Genomic DNA, 16,843 nt, shown 5'->3' on the forward strand with positions numbered 1-16,843 from the left:
CTTAATTCGAGGAAATTCTATCGACATGGGGAAGCCGGCCTGCCCCGCGGGACCGCCGGCGATGTGGCGCCGAGTGCGGTTTCAGGCACCCGCGAGCGCGTTCGTCAGCGCCAGCGCAACGGTAAGGAGCTGCGGCTCGACGACCAGATCGTTATGCCGGCCCTCCACCTGCATGATGCGCAAGCCCTGCTTCGCGACGCGCCGCCAGACCGGCAGCGGATCGCCGCGATCGTCCTGCTGGATCGAGGCGCGCACATAGACGATCGGCCCGCCGAGATAGCGGCGCGGCTTGTAGGTCGTCATCGCAACGCGCATCGACTCGCGCACCAGCATCAGCGGCGGCGGCAGCCCGCGCGTTTCGGGGCCGGGGCGCTGCGCCGTCTTGCCGAAACGCATCCGCACGCGATCGCTCATCGCGAACGCCTTGCCGCGCACGTACGCGATGCGCTCGCGCCCGCCGAGCGCCCGGAACTCCCGCATGCGGTAGGCGATCATATTGGCCTGATACCGCGTCCACGCGGTGAGCGGCAGGCAGCGCTCGTGGACATAGGTATCGAGCAGACAGAGCATCTCGATCTGCTCGCCCGCCTTCACGAGCTGCTGCGCGATCTCGAACGCAACGAGTCCGCCGAACGAATAGCCGACGAGCGCATACGGTCCGCTCGGCTGCACGCCGCGCATGCGCAGCACATAGGCGCGCGCCATGTCCTCGACGCTGCGCTGCGGCGCTTCATCGCCATCGAGGCCGCGCGCCTGCAGGCCGTAGACGGGCCGTTCGCTTTGGAGCGTGCCGGCGAGCGTGAGGCATTCCATCACCGAGCCGGTGATGCTGTGGACCATGAAGAGCGGCCGTCCGCGTCCCGCGCGCATCTGCACGAGCGACGAGCTTTCCGCGCTCATGCCCGGATCGGCGGCGATGACAGCCGCGAGCCGGGCGATGGTCGGCGCGACGATCAGCGTGGCGATCGGCAGCGTGCGGTTCGTCGTCCGCTTGATGTCGGCCAGCATGCGCGCCGCAAGCAGCGAATGCCCGCCGAGCTCGAAGAAATTGTCGTCGCGGCCGATGGGCGAGAAGCTGAAATACTGCTCCCACAGCGCGCACAGATACGCTTCGATGCTTTCCGCCGATTCCCCCGGCGCGGGCAGGTCGGACTGCGCGCGCGCGAGCAGCGGATGCTCGCGAATGCCATCGAGACAGTCCGGATTCGCAAGCGACGACACGTTGCGCGCGGGCAGGCCGTTGACGGCATCGCGTGCGGCGGCTTCGGACGGCTTGCCGTTGTGCGTGACCGGCAAGCCCGCGACCTGCACGATGACATCCGGCACGAGCGCGGCCGAGCCGTGTCGCGTGAGTTCGCGCCGGATGCGGATGGCGAGCGTCGCGTTGAGATGCGCGCCTTCGCGCAGCACGAGCAGCAGCACGATGCGCTGGCCGCCATCGCCGGCGCGCGGGCGGGTTTGCGGCACGGCCATCGCCTGACGAATCTCGTGCACGTCGCTCAGGATGCGATAGATCTCGCCCGGACTCACGTTGATGCCGCGCACGTTGAGCACGCCGTCGCTGCGCCCATGCAGACGCGCGCCGCCGTCCGGCGAGAACTCGATGACGTCGCCGTGCGTCCAGACGCCTTCGTTCTCCGCGAAATACGCCTTGTGAAAGCGCGAGCCGTCCGTATCGCCGAAGAAACCGAGCGGGCGCGACGGAAACGGGTTGGTGCAGACGAGCTCGCCCGGCATGTTCGACGGCACACCATGATCGAACGCCTGCACGTTCAGGCCGAGCGTCTTGCATTGCGCTTCGCCCGCATGCACGGGAAGGTTCGGATTCCCAAGCACGAAGCAGCCGATGATGTCCGTGCCGCCCGATATCGACTGCAGCTGCAGCGGCTTCACGTGCCGATGCACCCAGTGGAACTGCGAGTCGTAGAGCACCGCGCCGGTCGACATCATCGCGCGCAGGGCGGAGAGGTCGTAGAGCGTGCCGGGCTCGAGGCCCGCGTCCTCGTTCATCTTGAGATAGGCGGGGCTCGTGCCGAACACGGTGACATGCTCGTTCGCGACGATGCGCCATAGCGTGTCCACCGCCGCCACCGGCCCGTCGTACGTGACGATCTGCACGCCCGACGCAAGCGCCGACAATTGCCAGTTCCACATCATCCACGAGCAGCTGGTGAAGAAGAACAGCTTGTCGCCGGGGCCGAAATCGCTATGCAGCCGATGCTCCTTCACATGCTCGACGAGCGTGCCGCCCGCGCCATGCACGATGCATTTCGGCTTGCCCGTCGTGCCCGACGAAAACATGATGAAGAGCGGATGGTTGAACGGAAAGCGCCGCCACGTGAAGCGCGCCGGATCGCTATGTTCGATCAGTTCGCGCACCTCGTGCTGGCGCGTTCTCACCGTGCTCGGCAGCGGCGTTTCGTCGAGACACACAATGTCGGTGAGCGTGGGCAGCGCGGCCGCCACCGCGGCGACATGTGCGCTGAGCGCGCCGGCGGTATCGAACGAGCGCTGCATCGTGTGTGCGAACAGCATGCGCGGTGCGAGCGGCGCGAAGCGGTCGAGAATGGCCTGCACGCCGTTTTCGGGCGCGGCGGTCGAAATGGTGGCGCCGAGCGAGGCGACGGCGAGCGCTGCGGTGATCGCTTCGGCGTCGTTGCGCATGATCGCGACGACGCGATCGCCGGGCTTCAGCCCGAGTTCGCGCAGCGCCTGCGCAAGCCGCATGACGCGGTCGCGCAATTCGCCGCGCGTGTACGCGACGCGGCCGCCGTCTGCATAACAGGCGACGAGCGCCACCGCGTCGTCGGGCGCGATGCGCGGGCCGAGCAGATTCTCCGCGTAATTCAGTTCGACATTCGGAAAAAACCGGGCGGTTTCGATCTCGTCGCTGGTGCAAACGGGTTCCGCCATTCCCGACCATTCGAGCCCTTCAGCCGATTCGAGAAAGGATCGCCAGAACTGGCGGAATTCGCGGGCGGAATAATCGTGAAATGCGGGGTAATCGGCGAAGTGCTCTCCGGTGTGCTTCTCGAAGTTTTCGATAAAGCGAGTCATGCGCGAACGCGATATGCGTTCCGGCGTCGGCTCGTAGAGGGACTGTCGCAAATAGAACTGCGCACTCTCCCGAATGGCGTTTTGACGTTCCATCGTCTGAAGCACCTGTAATTTGCACGGGGTTATGGATTTGTAATGTGCTCGGCGACAGGCTCCGAGAATCTCTCATTTTTCGGTGGTGCGCGTAATCGCCGGAGGCAGGCTCACTTCCTCGGAAATCAGATTACCGCGAGCTAAAGCGCCGCAATGTGCGACTAACCACAAAACGCCGTGGGGCAACAGGCAAGAACGCCCTTGCTTTTCGGGGAGAAAATGTGCTTTGAACCCCAAAGCGCAGCAATAAGTACTCGTGCGGAAAAGCTGAACATATCAATCAGCGTTAACGAGCGTGGCGGAGATTGGAATCATTCCTTTGATTCGAATCGAAACCGGACTGCACGATCCGCTGGCCGATTAAACAACTGACAATATGATTGCTTTCAAATAGAAAGGTATTGCCGCGCCCAGTTTCGGCAGAGGGGCATTCTCGCTGCGGTTTGGCGGATTCGGGAATTCGCCGGATTATCGGCGATTCGATCCACAATGACGCATGCAGAGGAGACACACTCTATAAGTCCCTTACAACGGCCATTTGCGCGACGCGTTCTATATATACCGGTATAGAACTTCGTCACCGATGCGCCGTTTACCGACTCGGCTCGACGACGCCAGCCTAATGCGCTGGAAATGCATATCGTTTATTTGCGCGAGGTAGGCAAGGCGCTGCGGTTCGTGCCCAAGCGAGTGTTCTCCAAACATGTTCCAATGCGGCGCGCTCGAACCGGTTTCGGCGTGCGAGCAAAGGCCGCTGCGTATCCGGCCATCGCAGCGAAAGACGCTCTCATGCCGGGCGCGTGATCGCACTCGCAGCGTGCTCGTCAGCCGCATCCGCGCCCGCCGCCGATCCTGCTTGCGCGCGCCACGTCCGCAGCAACAGCGCGTTCGTCACGACGCTCACGCTCGAGAACGCCATGGCCGCGCCGGCGTACATCGGATCAAGCATGCCGAACGCCGCGAGCGGGATGCCGATCAGGTTGTAGATGAACGCCCAGAACAGGTTCTGCCGGATCTTCCGATACGTTCGCCGCGAAATGTCGATGGCGTCGGCGACCAGCGCGGGATCGCCGCGCATCAGCGTGAGGCCGGCCGCTTCGATCGCCACGTCCGCGCCGCCCGCCATCGCGATGCCGATATCGGCGGCGGCGAGCGCGGGCGCGTCGTTGATGCCGTCGCCGGCCATCGCCACGACGCCGCTGTTCGCCGCCTTCAGTTGCGCGACGACGCTGGCCTTGTCGGCGGGCAGGGTCTCGGCGTGAACCGCGTCCGGCGCGATGCCGAGCGCCCGTGCGACGGCCCGCGCGCTGCCGGCGTTGTCGCCGGTGACGAGCGCGCTTCGCACACCCATTTTCGCCAGCCGGCCGATGGCGGCGCGCGCCGTCGGCTTGACCGTGTCGCCGAAAGCGAGGAGAGCGAGCGCGCGGGGGCGGTCGAGATCCATCAGCCATGACACGGTGTTGCCCTGGCCTTCGAGCTCGCGGGCGCGCGAGGCGAGGGCGGGCGGCACGTCCGCGTGCAACTCGGCGAGCCAGCGGCTGCTGCCGATCGCGATACGGCGCGCGCCCGGCGTCGTCACGCCTGCCTCCACGCCGCGCCCGGCGACCGCCCGCGCATTGTTCGCTTCGTAGTGCGGCACGCGCGCCTTCACCGCCGACGCGACGACGGCCTTCGCCAGCGGGTGCTCGCTCATGCGCTGCACCGCCGCCGCGAGCGCGAGCGCGCCGGCGCGATCCTGTCCCGGCGCGGGTTCGAACGCGACGAGCGCGGGACGGCCGACCGTCAGCGTGCCCGTCTTGTCGAACGCGACGATGGAGATGGCGTGCGCCTGTTCCAGCGCCTGCGCATCCTTGATGAGGATGCCCTGCCTCGCCGCGACGCCCGTGCCCGCCATGATCGCGGTCGGCGTCGCGAGGCCGAGGGCGCACGGGCACGCGATCACGAGCACCGCCACCGCGTTCAGCAGCGCGGTTTCGGCGCTCGCGCCGTGCAACAGCCAGCCGCCGAGCGTCGCGGCCGCGATGCCGAGGATCGCCGGCACGAACACCGCCGATACCCCGTCGACGAGCCGCTGGATCGGCGCTTTTTCCGCCTGCGCCGATTCGACGAGGCGGATGATCCGCGCGAGCGTCGTTTCCGCGCCCACGGCGGTCGTTTCGATCGCAATCACGCCTTCGCCGTTGATCGAGCCGCCCGTCGCGCGTGCGCCCGGTTCCTTCGCGACGGGCAGGCTTTCGCCGGTGATCAGGGATTCGTCGATATGGGTGCGTCCCTCGCGCACGATGCCGTCCACCGGCACGCGTTCGCCGGGCCGCACGATGGCGATATCGCCGATCCGCACGTCCGCGAGCGGGATGTCGCGCTCGCGCGACGGATCGGCGGCATCGCGCACGCGCGCCTTGTCCGGGCGAAGCGCGTTGAGCGCGCGGATCGCATCGGTCGTCTGGCGCTTGGCGCGCGCCTCCAGCCACTTGCCGAAGCGCACGAGCGTGATGACCACCGCCGACGCCTCGAAGTACAGATGCGCGTGCGCGCCGCCGTGCGCGAGCATCTGATAGACGGACAGGCCCCACGCCGCCGACGTCCCGAGCGCGACCAGCAAATCCATGTTTCCCGCGAGCGCCCGCACCGCGCGGAACGCGCTCACGTAAAAGCGCGCGCCGAAACCGAATTGCACGACGCTCGCGAGCGCGAGCTGCAGCCACGGCGAAAGCTCGCCGCCGAACATCGGCGCGAGCAGCGGCAAGGTCAGCACCGCGCTGCCGATCACCACCGCGAGTTCGCTGTCGCGCCGGGGCGAGGCGGCGGGCGTGGCTTCCGGCGCGACGAGCGCGGCTTCGTAACCCGCTTTCGTGATCGCGGCGAGGAGTTGATCGTCGGTGACGGCGCTGGCCGCGTGCACCGTCGCGCGCTCGGTGGCGAGATTGACCGCGACGGACTCGACGCCCGGCACGCGCGCGAGCATCTTCTCGACGCGCGCGACGCAGGACGCGCACGTCATTCCGCTGACGGCGAATTCCGCAGTCCGCGCTGACTGCGATGAAGGTGATGACATATGAAAAGCTCCGAATCTGGCTGAACCTATAAGGCCAGTATCGACCTTCCAGCGATTGGAAGGTCAAGGAGCGCAGAGGGCGTCAGCCGCGCGGGGAATCGCCGAGCGTGGCCTGCATCGCGTCGGCGAGCGCGCCGGCTGCATCGCCGCCGCGCTGGCGCAGGCCGTCGATTGCGCCGATGCGGTCGGCGTCGGCCTTGTTTTGCGAGAGCTTCGCCTTGCCGACGAGCCGCGTCACTTCGATCTCGATGCCGACGATGGCCGCGAGCATCTGATCGATGAAATCGCGCGGGGCGTCGCCCATTTTCCACGGCGCAGGCTCTCCCGCCTCCATCTTGCGCGTGAGCCGGGCGACGACGCCGCGCACGTAGGCTTCGTCGTCGCGCACGGTGATGCGCCCATGCGCGTGCACGACGGCATAGTTCCACGTCGGCACCTGCCGATGCGTCTCCTGCTTGCTCGGATAGAAGTTCGGCGAGATGTAGCCTTCCTGGCCCTGAAAGATCACGAGCACGTCCTCGCGCGGCCCGACTTCGCGCCAGACCGGATTGGCCCGCGCCACGTGCGCGCGCAGGGTGCCGTGCTCGCCGGTGGCCGCATCGAACTCGAACGGGATGTGGTTGGCGTCAAGCCCGTTCGGACCGTGCGTGACGAGCGCGCCGAACGGATTCGCCGCGATGAGCGCGTGCAGAAGGTCGGTGCGGTTCTCTTCGAAATGGACGGGCAGATACATCGTGGCGACTCGATGACGGTAGGTTGAACGGAAAGGCGTGCGTGACGCCGATGTTACGCGATGCCGGCGCACGCGGCTTGCTAGGCCATCGGTGATAAGCAAAACGCGCCGAATCCTTGCCTATCCTCAGCGGATACGTTAAAACCCGAATTCCGAGATAGCGCCGGAAGCGGGCCCCGACGGGGAACGAAGGCCGCGTCGTCGACTCCCTTGCGCCACGCGTGCGCCCGTGCAGAACAAGAACCGGATTCCAATTCGAATGAACCAAAACCGACGCTGGACGTTCCCGCTGACCGCCGCTTTCTGGATGACGGCCAGCCTGACCGGCATGGCGCTGCTGTCCGGCTGCGCCGCCGACAAAGCGCCCGAAGCAAAGACGAGCGGCGGCGGCTGGGTGAAGGATCAGGTCGCGGATGCCTACACGTTCGGCTTTCCGCTCGTCGCGTCGGACATCGCGCGGGAGCGGGCGAGCGGCAGCGCCGGGCAGCCCGGCCGCGCGCCGCTCAACACGTTCCGTCATGCGACGGCGCTGCCGCCTGTCGGTGCGACCGGCTGGCCGACCGTCGATACGCTCGATTCGACCGCGTGGCTCGATGTATCGGCCGAGCCGGTCATCGTCTCGCTGCCCGCCGCGCCGCGCGGCCGCTACCTCGACGCCCGCGCTTTCGACGCGTGGACCAACGCGCTGTATTCGAGCGCCGACACGACGCCGTTCCCGAAAGCGCAAACGATAGCGTTCGTGCCGGCGGGATGGACCGGCTCGCTGCCCGCCAACGCGACGCGCGTCGAAACCCGCACGCGCTATGTGTGGCTGTCGGTGCGCGTGCGGGTGAACGGCCCGCGCGACGTCCGCGAGGCGCGCAAGCTGCAGACCGCGATGCGCATCGACACGGCGACCCCCGCAAAGGGCGCGGACGCGGAAGCCGGCGCGGCGCCCGCCGCCGTCACCGGCGCGTGGCCGGGCGGTTCCAGCGGCCAGTTGCCCGCGGTGCCGGCGCTGCCTGCCGCGCCGCCGACGGCATCGCCGGGCGCGCAGGCCGAAGCGCTGGACGCCAACGCGTTCTTCGCCCGTCTCGCCCGCTCGCTCGACGCCAACCCGCCCGCCACTGCCGATACCCCTGCGATGAGCCGTCTCGCCGCGCTCGGCGTGAAGCCCGGCGAGCCGGTGCAGTTCAGGAAAGCCGATGCCCCGCTGCTGGATTCCGGCGTCGCCGATGCCCGCGCGCGCCTCGCGACCGCGCCGACCAACGCGATCACCAGGAACGGCTGGACGTGGTTCGGCGATGGCGTCGGCGTATACGGCACCGATTACATCTTGCGCGCGTATCTCGCTCGCCAGCAGATCGCGACGACGACGAAGGAGGGCGAAGTGAAGCCGGTCGCACATCTGGATAGCGAGGGTCATCCGCTCAACGGCGCGAACCAGTACGTGCTGCATTTCGCGCCGAATCAGCTTCCGCCGGTGCGCGGCTTCTGGACGCTCACCGCGTACACGAAGGACGGCGCGCTCGCCGACGACAAGCTCCCGCGCATCGCGCTGTCGGATCGCGACCGGCTGAAGAAGAATCGCGATGGCTCGATCGATGTCGTCGTGTCGGCCGGATCGCCGGGCAAGGCGCGGGCATCGAACTGGCTGCCCGCACCCGATGGCGAATTCCAGCTGACGATGCGCCTCTATGCGCCGAAGCCGCAGGCAAGCGACGGCACGTGGGCGCCCCCCGCAATCGAGCGGCAATAGCTTTCTGCACGGCAAGCAAACACCAAAAGTTTTGACAACGTCGGCGCGGTGCATCGTCGTATACTCGTGCATCCCCCTTCCGAACGGCGATCCCGCGCGCACGCGCCGCCGCGCACCGAATGTCAAGCACCACGAAGTCAACCTTCACCACGGCCGGGCGAACCCTGCGCGACGTGGTTCGCGCGCGCCGCACGCGGCGCATCACAATCGGGCTCGTCATTGCATTGCTGGTCGTCGGCGTGCTCGGCTTCTTCGCCGCGCCGCCGGTCATTCGTCACGTCGCCGAATCGCAGTTGTCGCAACAGCTCGACCGGCCGGTCAGCATTCGCCGCATCGCGCTCAATCCGTACACGCTGCGATTCGAAGCCGATGACGTGCATATCGGCGAATCGGCGGCGAACATCGCGAAAGCGCCGGGCGGAACAGCGAGTTTCGTCGATGTTTCGCGGCTCGTCGTGCGGACTTCGTGGACTTCGCTTTTCCGGCTCGCGCCCGTCGTCGATGAACTGAAGATCGACTCGCCGCGCATCAGCATCGCGCGCTATGACGCCGACCATTTCAATTTCTCCGACCTGATTGCGAAGTTCTCGAAGCCGACGCCCGAGCCATCGGGCGGACCCGCGCGTTTCTCGGTATCGAACATTCAACTTGAGAACGGACGCATCGAATTCGACGACCGGACGACGAACGCGAAGCACGTCATCGATCGTGTCGCGCTCGGCATTCCGTTCATCGCGACCCTGCCCTCCGCGACCGATATCTTCGTGACGCCGCTCCTGCAGGCGCGCATCGACGGCTCGCCGCTCGTCGTCAAGGGCCGCACGAAGCCGTTCGCCACGTCGCGCGAATCGGAAGTCGCGCTCACGCTCGATGCGCTCGACGTGCCGCAGATGGCGTCGTATGCGCCGGCTTCCGTGCCGGTCGTGGTCAAGAGCGGGCGGCTCTCGACCGACCTCAACGTGCAATTCGCCTTCGCGGGCGACGTGCCGACGATCCGCATCGACGGAACCGCGACGCTCGCCGATGCAGCCGTCACCGACCGCGCGAACGCACCGCTCGCCGCGGCTCGCGCGGTGCATGTGAAGATCGCGGACATGCAGCCGTTGCGCGGCATCTATCGCTTCGACGCGATCACGCTTTCCGGGCCGGACGTGCATCTGCTGCGCGATGCTTCGGGCGCGTTGAATGTCGGCAAGCTCGCGTCGCCGTCGAAGCCGGAGGACCGCAAGCCCGCGGAAGGCAAGGACAAGACGCCGCCGCTCGACTTGTCGGTCGGGCATCTGGCGATCGACGGCGGCAAGCTCACGTTCGACGACCGTCTGCTGAAGCAGCCGGTGCAAGGCGCGCTGACCGATGTCGCGATCACGCTCGACGGCTTTTCGACGCTCGCGAAAACGCCCGCGCGCTACACGCTCAAGACCGCGTTCGACAAGGGCGGCGCGCTCGACGCATCCGGCAACGTGACGCTCGCCGCCAAAACCGCCGACGCGACGCTCACGCTCGACGCGCTCGCGCTCCCGCCGCTGCAGCCGTACATCGCGAATGCGGTGGCGGCGCGCGTCGCGTCGGGCACGCTCGGCGCGAAACTGCCGCTATCGGTCGACTGGTCGAAGCCGGACGCCGCCGTGCAGGTCGGCGCCGGCGAGCTGAAGCTCGATTCGCTCACGCTCCTGCCAGCGCATGCAGCGGGCGCTGCGCCGATCAAGCTGGCGTCGGCGAACGCGAAGATCGGCAAGGTCGATGTCGCCGCGCGCACCGCCTCGCTCGACAGCGTGCAGCTGCGCGGCCTTTCGCTCGATGCGACTCGCCGCAAGGACGGCAGCATTAATCTCGCCGCGCTCGCCGGTCCGCACGAAGCCGCGCCCGAACAGACCGCGACGCGCAAGATTCAGAAGGCGCAGGCGGCCGGTCCGGCATGGCGCTATCAGATCGGCGAGATATCGCTGGCGGAGGCATCGGCGAACTTCACCGACGAAACGCCTGCGCGGCCGGTGAAGCTGCATCTCGCACCGGTATCGGTCAGTGTGAAGCAGTTCAGCGACGATCTGACGAAACCGCTTGCCGTCGACGGCAAGCTCACGCTGAACGGCAAGGGCGCGCTCGGCGTGACGGGCAACGTGACGGTGAGTCCGCTGAAACTCGCGTTGCACGTGAAGGGCGATCAGGTTGACGCCTCCGCGTTCGAACCGTACTTCGGCGACCGGCTGAACGTGGCGGTGACGAGCGCGTATCTGAACGCGAACGGCGACGTGGCGATGTCGGGCAGCGGCAAGACGCTCGCGGCATCGTATAAGGGCGACGTCTCGCTCACGGACGTACGGATGCTCGACAAGTCCACGTCGGACCGCTTCGCCGGCTGGAAACTGCTCGGCCTCACCAGCGTGAAGGCGACGTACGGCGAGCGCGGCACGGACGTCGAGGCGGCGCGTATCATGTTCGCGAGTTTCTACGGCCGCGTGCTGCTGGATGCGCAGGGCAAGCTGAATCTGAAGAACGTCGTCGTCAGCGACAGCGGTCAGGCGCAGTCGGTGACGCAGCCGTCGGCGTCCGCGCCGGTCGCGGCGAGCGCGCCGCCGGACACCGCGAAGTCGGGGCCGCCGGTCAACATGCGCTTCGGGCAGCTCGTGCTGCAGAACGGCCGCGTGACTTATACCGACGACTTCATCAAGCCGAATTACACGGCGAATCTCGTCGCGATCAACGGGACCATCGGCGCGTTCGGCACGCATTCGACGACGCCCGCGCCCGTCGACGTCACCGCGAAGCTCGCGGCGAACGGGCCGGTGTCGATCAAGGGGCAGGTCAATCCGCTGATCGAGAAACCCGCGCTCGATCTGACCGCGAGCGCGCACGATGTCGAACTGACGAACCTGACGCCTTACTCGGCCAAATACGCGGGTTATCCGATCACGAAGGGCAAGCTCAACGTCGATCTGCACTACATGCTCGCCGACGACAAGCTCACCGCGAACAATCACCTGTTCATCGACCAGCTCACGTTCGGCGACCACATCGACAATCCGAGCGCGACGAAGCTGCCGGTGCGGCTCGCGGTATCGCTATTGAAGAATTCGCGCGGCGAGATCGACGTGAACATTCCGATTTCCGGATCGCTCTCGAACCCGGAGTTCTCGATCGGCGGACTCGTGTGGCAGGCCATCGTGAACCTCGTGCAGAAAGCGGTGACCGCGCCGTTCTCGCTGCTCGCGCACGCGATCGGCGGCAGCGGCGAGGAGCTGAATTACGTCGAGTTCGATGCAGGCTCGGCCACGCTCGGCGATGCCGCGCAGAAGAAGCTGGACACGATTGCGAAGGCGCTGGCCGACAAGCCGTCGATCAGGCTGGATGTGACGGGCCGCGTCGATCCGAAGGTGGACGAGCCGGGCTTGCGCAGTGCGTGGGTCGATGCGCAGGTGAAGCGCGCGAAGGTGCGCGAGCTGTCGGATCGCGGCGAGTCGGTCGACTGGTCGGCGGTGAAGGTGTCAGGCGACGACTACGACAAGTATCTGGCGAAGGTCTACAAGGCAGCGGACTTCAAGAAGCCGCGCAACATGATCGGCCTGACGAAGAGTTTGCCCGATGCCGACATGAAGGCTGCGCTGATGCAGAACGCTCCGGTCGATGAGACGGCGCTGCGCGATCTTGCACAGCGGCGCGCGCAGGCGGTGAAGGAGTATTTCGACGGGAAAATCGACAGCAGCCGAATATACGTCGTCGCGCCGAAGCTGAATGCGGACGGCATCGACGACAAGGGCGCGGGGAGCCGCGTGGAGCTGGGGTTGAAGTGAAGCGAACTGGCCATTCGGACGACTCGATGAAGAGGGAACTGCAGAGCATGATCGATACCGGAAGTCCTGAGGAAAACGGGAGTGAGCCGATGGGAACGCCTTATGACAAAGACGTGGTGGCGTGGGCCGAAGAACAGGTCGCGCTGCTGCGGGCAGGAAGGCTCTCGGCCATCGATATCGAGCATATTGCAGAGGAAATCGAGGACGTGGGTAAGAGCCAATTACGCGAGCTGGGGAGCAGGGTGTCGGTGCTTCTCGCGCATCTGCTCAAGTGGCGACATCAACCTGAGCGGCGGGGCAAGAGCTGGATGAATACCATCCGCACGCAAAGGACCGAAGCGCTTTATCTTCTGAGCGAAGCGCCGAGCCTGCGACGCCGGTTCGAGGAAGCGAGGTGGCTCGACCTTGTATGGATGAAGGCCCGGAATCTGGCGGAAACCGAGACGGGCATCGACTTCGATTCGTTCCCGGAAACATGCCCGTGGCCGATGACATCCGTGCTTGAAGAGGGATTTCTGCCGGAATGACCGCGAACGCGCGAGCGGCCCGGCTCGCGCTTTTGTCACGGGCGCGGTTCAATGCGCCGCGCCGTCTTCATCGCGGTTTGCCACTTCGTGGTAAGGATCAGGTGAATTCGGAATCGCGAAATCCGATCAAGCCCGTTTTGCGAAATTCGCGCAAAGCGAGCCGGCCAGCGCAAGCACTGATTCCTTCTGACTTAGCCAACAATTTTGACTGTTGTATCGCTCTGCACAGGGACAATTGCAGTCTTTCCGCGCTCCCCACATATATGCGCGGTACGACGAAGGAATAGCAATGGCCGAAACTTCCAGACAACGCACTGGCGAACTGTTGAAGAAACTGTTCGAAATCTTGAAGTTGCATCCCGAGGGGATGCCTGCCGGCAAGGCGCTCGAAGCGCTCGCCAACACTGTGACGCTCACGCCGTATGAATCCGGTCACTATGAAAGCGGTGTGAGGCGCTTCGAGAAGATAGTGCGGTTTGCCACTGTGGCCTGCGTGAAAGGGGGCTGGCTCGTAAAGCACAAGGGAATATGGGCAGTGACGGACGTCGGAATATCGGCCGATGCAAAGTTCAAGGATCCTGCTGAATTCTGCCGCGAAACCGGTCGGCTGTATGCACAGTGGCGGGCGTCACAGTCTCGCGATCCCGTCGGACTAGTCAACGTCTCAGCGAAGTTAAGCGAGCAGGTCGCGCTGTCATTCGATGCTGACGCGGAAGCGGCCAGCGTCACATATGACAGGCCGAGGAGCAAGCGTGGGGCGAGATCGAACAGCATCTCCACAAGATGCCACCGTACGATTTTCAGGATCTCGTCGCGGATCTGTTGCGGGCGATGGGTTACCACATCGGCTGGGTATCGCCGCCAGGCAAGGACGGCGGAGTCGATATAATCGCGAATATGGATCCGCTGGGCACGCGAGCACCGCGCATCAAGGTGCAGGTGAAGCGGATAGGGCATCGGTCGACAAGGACGGGCTCAAGTCCTTCATCGCTATCATCAACGATGACGACGTCGGACTCTTCGTTTCTCTAGGCGGATTCACCCGCGATGCGGAATCGTTCGCGCGGGACCAGGAGCGCCGCAAGATCACACTGATCGATGCAGAGCGCCTCATTGAACTGTGGATCGAGTTCTATGGGAAGCTCGACGACAATGCACGGGCGCGCATGCCGCTGACGCCCATATATTTCTTGACGCCGCAGAGCTAAAAACGCGCGGGCGCAACGGCTCTATGACTGATACTCCAAGGCATCAATGCGCCCCCGCCGCCGCTCCACCCCCGCCGCCTTTCGCCACCTTCGTGATCCAGATCAGCGGAATGATCAGAATGAAAATTACCGCCGAGATCAGAAAGATATCGTTGAGCCCCATCATCGCGGCCTGCGAGTTCACCGTGAAGTTGAACATGCCGCGCGCCTGTGCTTCGCTGATGCCGAGCGTCGATTGCGACATCGCGAGCGACTGGGAAAACGCCGGGTTATAGATATTCGCCACATCGGTCAGCCGCTCGTGATGCAGCGCGATGCGGTTGTCCCACGCGTTGCCCGCGAGCGACGTGCCCACTGCGCCACAGAACACGCGCGCGAAGTTGGACAATCCCGCCGCCCCCGGAATCTTCGATGGCGGCAAGCCCGACAAGACGATCGCCGTGAGCGGCACGAAGAACATCGCCATCGGAATGCCCTGCAGCAGCGTCGGCAGCACGAGATGGAAGGTGTCGATCTCGATCACGTACCTGGACCGCAGCCAGAACACGAATGCAAAGCCGATGAACGCCATCGTCGCGATCACGCGGGCGTCGCTGCGCGGCAGCACCTTGCCCATCACCGGCGCAAGGATCACGGCGAACACGCCGAGCGGCGCGGTGACGAGGCCGGCGTCGACGGAACGGTAGTTCAGATACTGCTGCATCCATTGCGGCAGGAGCACGAGGTTGCCGAAGAAGACGCCATACGCGACAGATATCGCCACCGTGCCACCGAAGAAGTTGCGCCCCGCGAAAAGGCGCAGGTTGACGACCGGGTTCGCCTCCGTCAGCTCCCATACGACGAAGAACGCGAACGAGATGGCCGCGACGATCGCCAGCACGACGATCACCGGCGACGAGAACCAGTCCAGGTCGCGTCCCTTGTCGAGCATGATCTGCAGCGACGCAACCCATGTGACGAGCAGCGCGAGGCCGATCACGTCGATGGGCGCCTTGCGCGTCGGCGATTCGCGCTTGCTGTAGATCGCCCACGTCACGCCCGCCGCGAAAAGGCCGACCGGAATGTTGATGTAGAAGATCCACGACCACGAATAGCTGTCGGTGATCCAGCCGCCGAGCGCCGGGCCGGCGATGGGGCCGACGGTCGCGGTCATCGCCCATAGCGCGAGGGCCATCGACGACTTCTCTTTCGGATACGAGCCGAGCAGGATCGCCTGCGAAAGCGGGATCAGCGGCCCGGCGACCGCGCCCTGCAGCACGCGCGCAACAAGCAGCACCGGCAGGTTCGGCGCGAGGCCGCACAGCCACGACGACAGCACGAACATCAGAATGGCGCCGACGAAGAGCCGGATCTGCCCGAGCCGTTGCGTGAGCCAGCCGGTAAGCGGAATCGACACCGCATTCGATGCCGCAAACACCGTGATGACCCAGGTGCCTTCGTTGACGGACACGCCGAGATTGCCGGAGATCGTCGGAATCGCGACGTTCGCAATCGACGAATCGAGTACGTTCATGAACGTCGCGAGCGCCACGGCAAAGGTGGCGAGCACGAGTCGAGCGCCCTGAAGCGGCGGCGGCGTCGGCTGCCCGGCGTTGGTTGGCGGCGGCGTGCTCATGCGGTTCCCGGTGAATCGCCGCGCGGGTCATGCGACGGCGGTTGGTCGATCCGCAAGTGTGCCTGTTGTCAGTGAATGCTGCTGGACAGACGGACGATAGGCGTCCTGACGCAGCATCAGCGCGCGTATCGACGCGTCGACACGCTGCGAGACCGGGCCATCCGCTGGAAAGCTCGCGGTTCGCACCTTCCTGCAGCTCTGAACCGACGCGTGCGCGACACGCACGCCGCGCACGCCCCGCCTTACTTCGCCGAAATGTCGATGTTCCCCAGATACTTCTTCGCGTACTTGTCGATGGTCCCGTCCGCCTTGACCTTCTCGATCGCGGCGTTCAGCTTCGTCTTGAGCGCATCGTCGCCCTTGCGGATGCCGTAAGCGATGCCGCTGCCGAGAATCTTGTCATCGCGCACCGGCGCGCCGACGAACGCATAGCCCGCGCCGTCAGGCTTCGACAGAAAGCCGCTTTGACCGGCGGGCGCGAGCACGAGGGTCGCATCGAGGCGGCCTGACTTCAGGTCCGTGTAAACCTGATTCTGATCCTGATATGGCACGACCTTCACGCCCTCGTTCTCCCAATGCGCCTTCGCGAACGTCTCCTGAATCGAGCCCTGCAGCACGCCCACGCTCTTGCCCTTCAGCGACGCCGGCGTCGGCTCGATACCGCTACCCGTCTTCGCGATGAGCTGCGTCGGCACGCGATACACGACCGTCGTGAAATCGATCGCCTGGCGGCGTTGCTCGGTCGCGTTCATCGCGGAGTTGATCGCGTCGAACTTGCGGCCCTGCAGCGCGGGAATGAGGCCGTCGAACGAGGTCTCGACCCACTTGCACTGCATCTTCGCGGCGGCGCAGACCGCATTGCCCACGTCGATGTCCAGCCCTTCCAGCTCGCCCGTCGCGGACTTCGATTCGAACGGCGGATATTGCGCTTCGAGGCCGAAGCGCAGCGTATCGGCGGCGAGCGCGGCGCCGCTTGCGAACGAGCACGCGATCAACAGCGCGGCCGCAATGTGATTCTTCTTCATCGTG

9 protein-coding genes and 1 pseudogene are annotated in these 16,843 nt (G+C 65.5%); 5 read left to right on the forward strand and 5 right to left on the reverse strand.

What is annotated here, in order from left to right; translation table 11 throughout:
* Positions 1-81 precede the first annotated feature (81 nt).
* The 3 genes from P9255_RS04115 to P9255_RS04125 form a co-directional block, all read right to left on the reverse strand.
* Positions 82-3,150 carry an acetoacetate--CoA ligase gene (locus tag P9255_RS04115; RefSeq protein WP_309789182.1) on the reverse strand — a complete coding sequence of 1,023 codons (3,069 nt, stop codon included), beginning with the start codon at positions 3,148-3,150 and terminating at the stop codon, positions 82-84.
* Positions 3,151-3,937: 787 nt separating this feature from the next.
* A complete protein-coding gene (locus tag P9255_RS04120; RefSeq protein WP_309765650.1) occupies positions 3,938-6,205 on the reverse strand; it encodes a heavy metal translocating P-type ATPase in 2,268 nt (755 codons plus the stop codon).
* An 82-nt stretch (positions 6,206-6,287) separates the two neighbouring features.
* Positions 6,288-6,938, reverse strand: a complete 651-nt coding sequence (locus tag P9255_RS04125) for an FMN-binding negative transcriptional regulator (RefSeq protein WP_309765651.1) — start codon at positions 6,936-6,938, stop codon at positions 6,288-6,290.
* Positions 6,939-7,197: 259 nt separating this feature from the next.
* Here P9255_RS04125 and P9255_RS04130 point away from each other — a divergent pair, with 259 nt between their 5' ends.
* The 5 genes and pseudogenes from P9255_RS04130 to P9255_RS04150 all read left to right on the forward strand — a co-directional run bounded on the left by P9255_RS04130 (position 7,198) and on the right by P9255_RS04150 (position 14,199).
* Positions 7,198-8,676, forward strand: coding sequence for a DUF1214 domain-containing protein (locus P9255_RS04130; protein WP_309765652.1), 1,479 nt, complete (start codon positions 7,198-7,200; stop codon positions 8,674-8,676).
* A gap of 119 nt (positions 8,677-8,795) precedes the next feature.
* Entirely contained in the window at positions 8,796-12,464 is a 3,669-nt protein-coding gene (locus tag P9255_RS04135) for a DUF748 domain-containing protein (protein WP_309765653.1), read from the forward strand.
* A gap of 89 nt (positions 12,465-12,553) precedes the next feature.
* Entirely contained in the window at positions 12,554-12,991 is a 438-nt protein-coding gene (locus P9255_RS04140; protein WP_309766754.1) for a DUF29 domain-containing protein, read from the forward strand.
* A gap of 289 nt (positions 12,992-13,280) precedes the next feature.
* Positions 13,281-13,880: a hypothetical protein gene (locus P9255_RS04145; protein ID WP_309766853.1), complete on the forward strand. Its 600-nt coding sequence runs from the start codon at positions 13,281-13,283 to the stop codon at positions 13,878-13,880.
* Positions 13,823-14,199: pseudogene (locus P9255_RS04150) on the forward strand (restriction endonuclease). Before P9255_RS04145 ends, P9255_RS04150 begins: the two are co-directional and overlap by 58 nt.
* A 43-nt stretch (positions 14,200-14,242) precedes the next feature.
* On the opposite strand, the gene P9255_RS04155 reads toward P9255_RS04150, so the two are convergent.
* Together P9255_RS04155 and P9255_RS04160 are read right to left on the reverse strand one after the other, a co-directional pair.
* Complete coding sequence (locus P9255_RS04155; protein WP_309789183.1) at positions 14,243-15,814, reverse strand: DHA2 family efflux MFS transporter permease subunit; 1,572 nt, start codon at positions 15,812-15,814, stop codon at positions 14,243-14,245.
* 242 nt (positions 15,815-16,056) lie between these two features.
* Positions 16,057-16,839: an ABC transporter substrate-binding protein gene (locus tag P9255_RS04160; RefSeq protein WP_309765655.1), complete on the reverse strand. Its 783-nt coding sequence runs from the start codon at positions 16,837-16,839 to the stop codon at positions 16,057-16,059.
* Positions 16,840-16,843 lie beyond the last annotated feature (4 nt).

This window comes from Caballeronia sp. LZ019 (assembly GCF_031450825.1).
Classification (GTDB): Bacteria; Pseudomonadota; Gammaproteobacteria; order Burkholderiales; family Burkholderiaceae; genus Caballeronia.

What these genes read in the sequence shown, in the direction of transcription:
- P9255_RS04115 (WP_309789182.1), bottom strand. Translation starts at nt 3,150, where the DNA reads ATGGAACGTCAAAACGCCATTCGGGAGAGTGCGCAGTTCTATTTGCGA.
- P9255_RS04120 (WP_309765650.1), bottom strand. Translation starts at nt 6,205, where the DNA reads ATGTCATCACCTTCATCGCAGTCAGCGCGGACTGCGGAATTCGCCGTC.
- P9255_RS04125 (WP_309765651.1), bottom strand. Translation starts at nt 6,938, where the DNA reads ATGTATCTGCCCGTCCATTTCGAAGAGAACCGCACCGACCTTCTGCAC.
- P9255_RS04130 (WP_309765652.1), top strand. Translation starts at nt 7,198, where the DNA reads ATGAACCAAAACCGACGCTGGACGTTCCCGCTGACCGCCGCTTTCTGG.
- P9255_RS04135 (WP_309765653.1), top strand. Translation starts at nt 8,796, where the DNA reads ATGTCAAGCACCACGAAGTCAACCTTCACCACGGCCGGGCGAACCCTG.
- P9255_RS04140 (WP_309766754.1), top strand. Translation starts at nt 12,554, where the DNA reads ATGGGAACGCCTTATGACAAAGACGTGGTGGCGTGGGCCGAAGAACAG.
- P9255_RS04145 (WP_309766853.1), top strand. Translation starts at nt 13,281, where the DNA reads ATGGCCGAAACTTCCAGACAACGCACTGGCGAACTGTTGAAGAAACTG.
- P9255_RS04155 (WP_309789183.1), bottom strand. Translation starts at nt 15,814, where the DNA reads ATGAGCACGCCGCCGCCAACCAACGCCGGGCAGCCGACGCCGCCGCCG.
- P9255_RS04160 (WP_309765655.1), bottom strand. Translation starts at nt 16,839, where the DNA reads ATGAAGAAGAATCACATTGCGGCCGCGCTGTTGATCGCGTGCTCGTTC.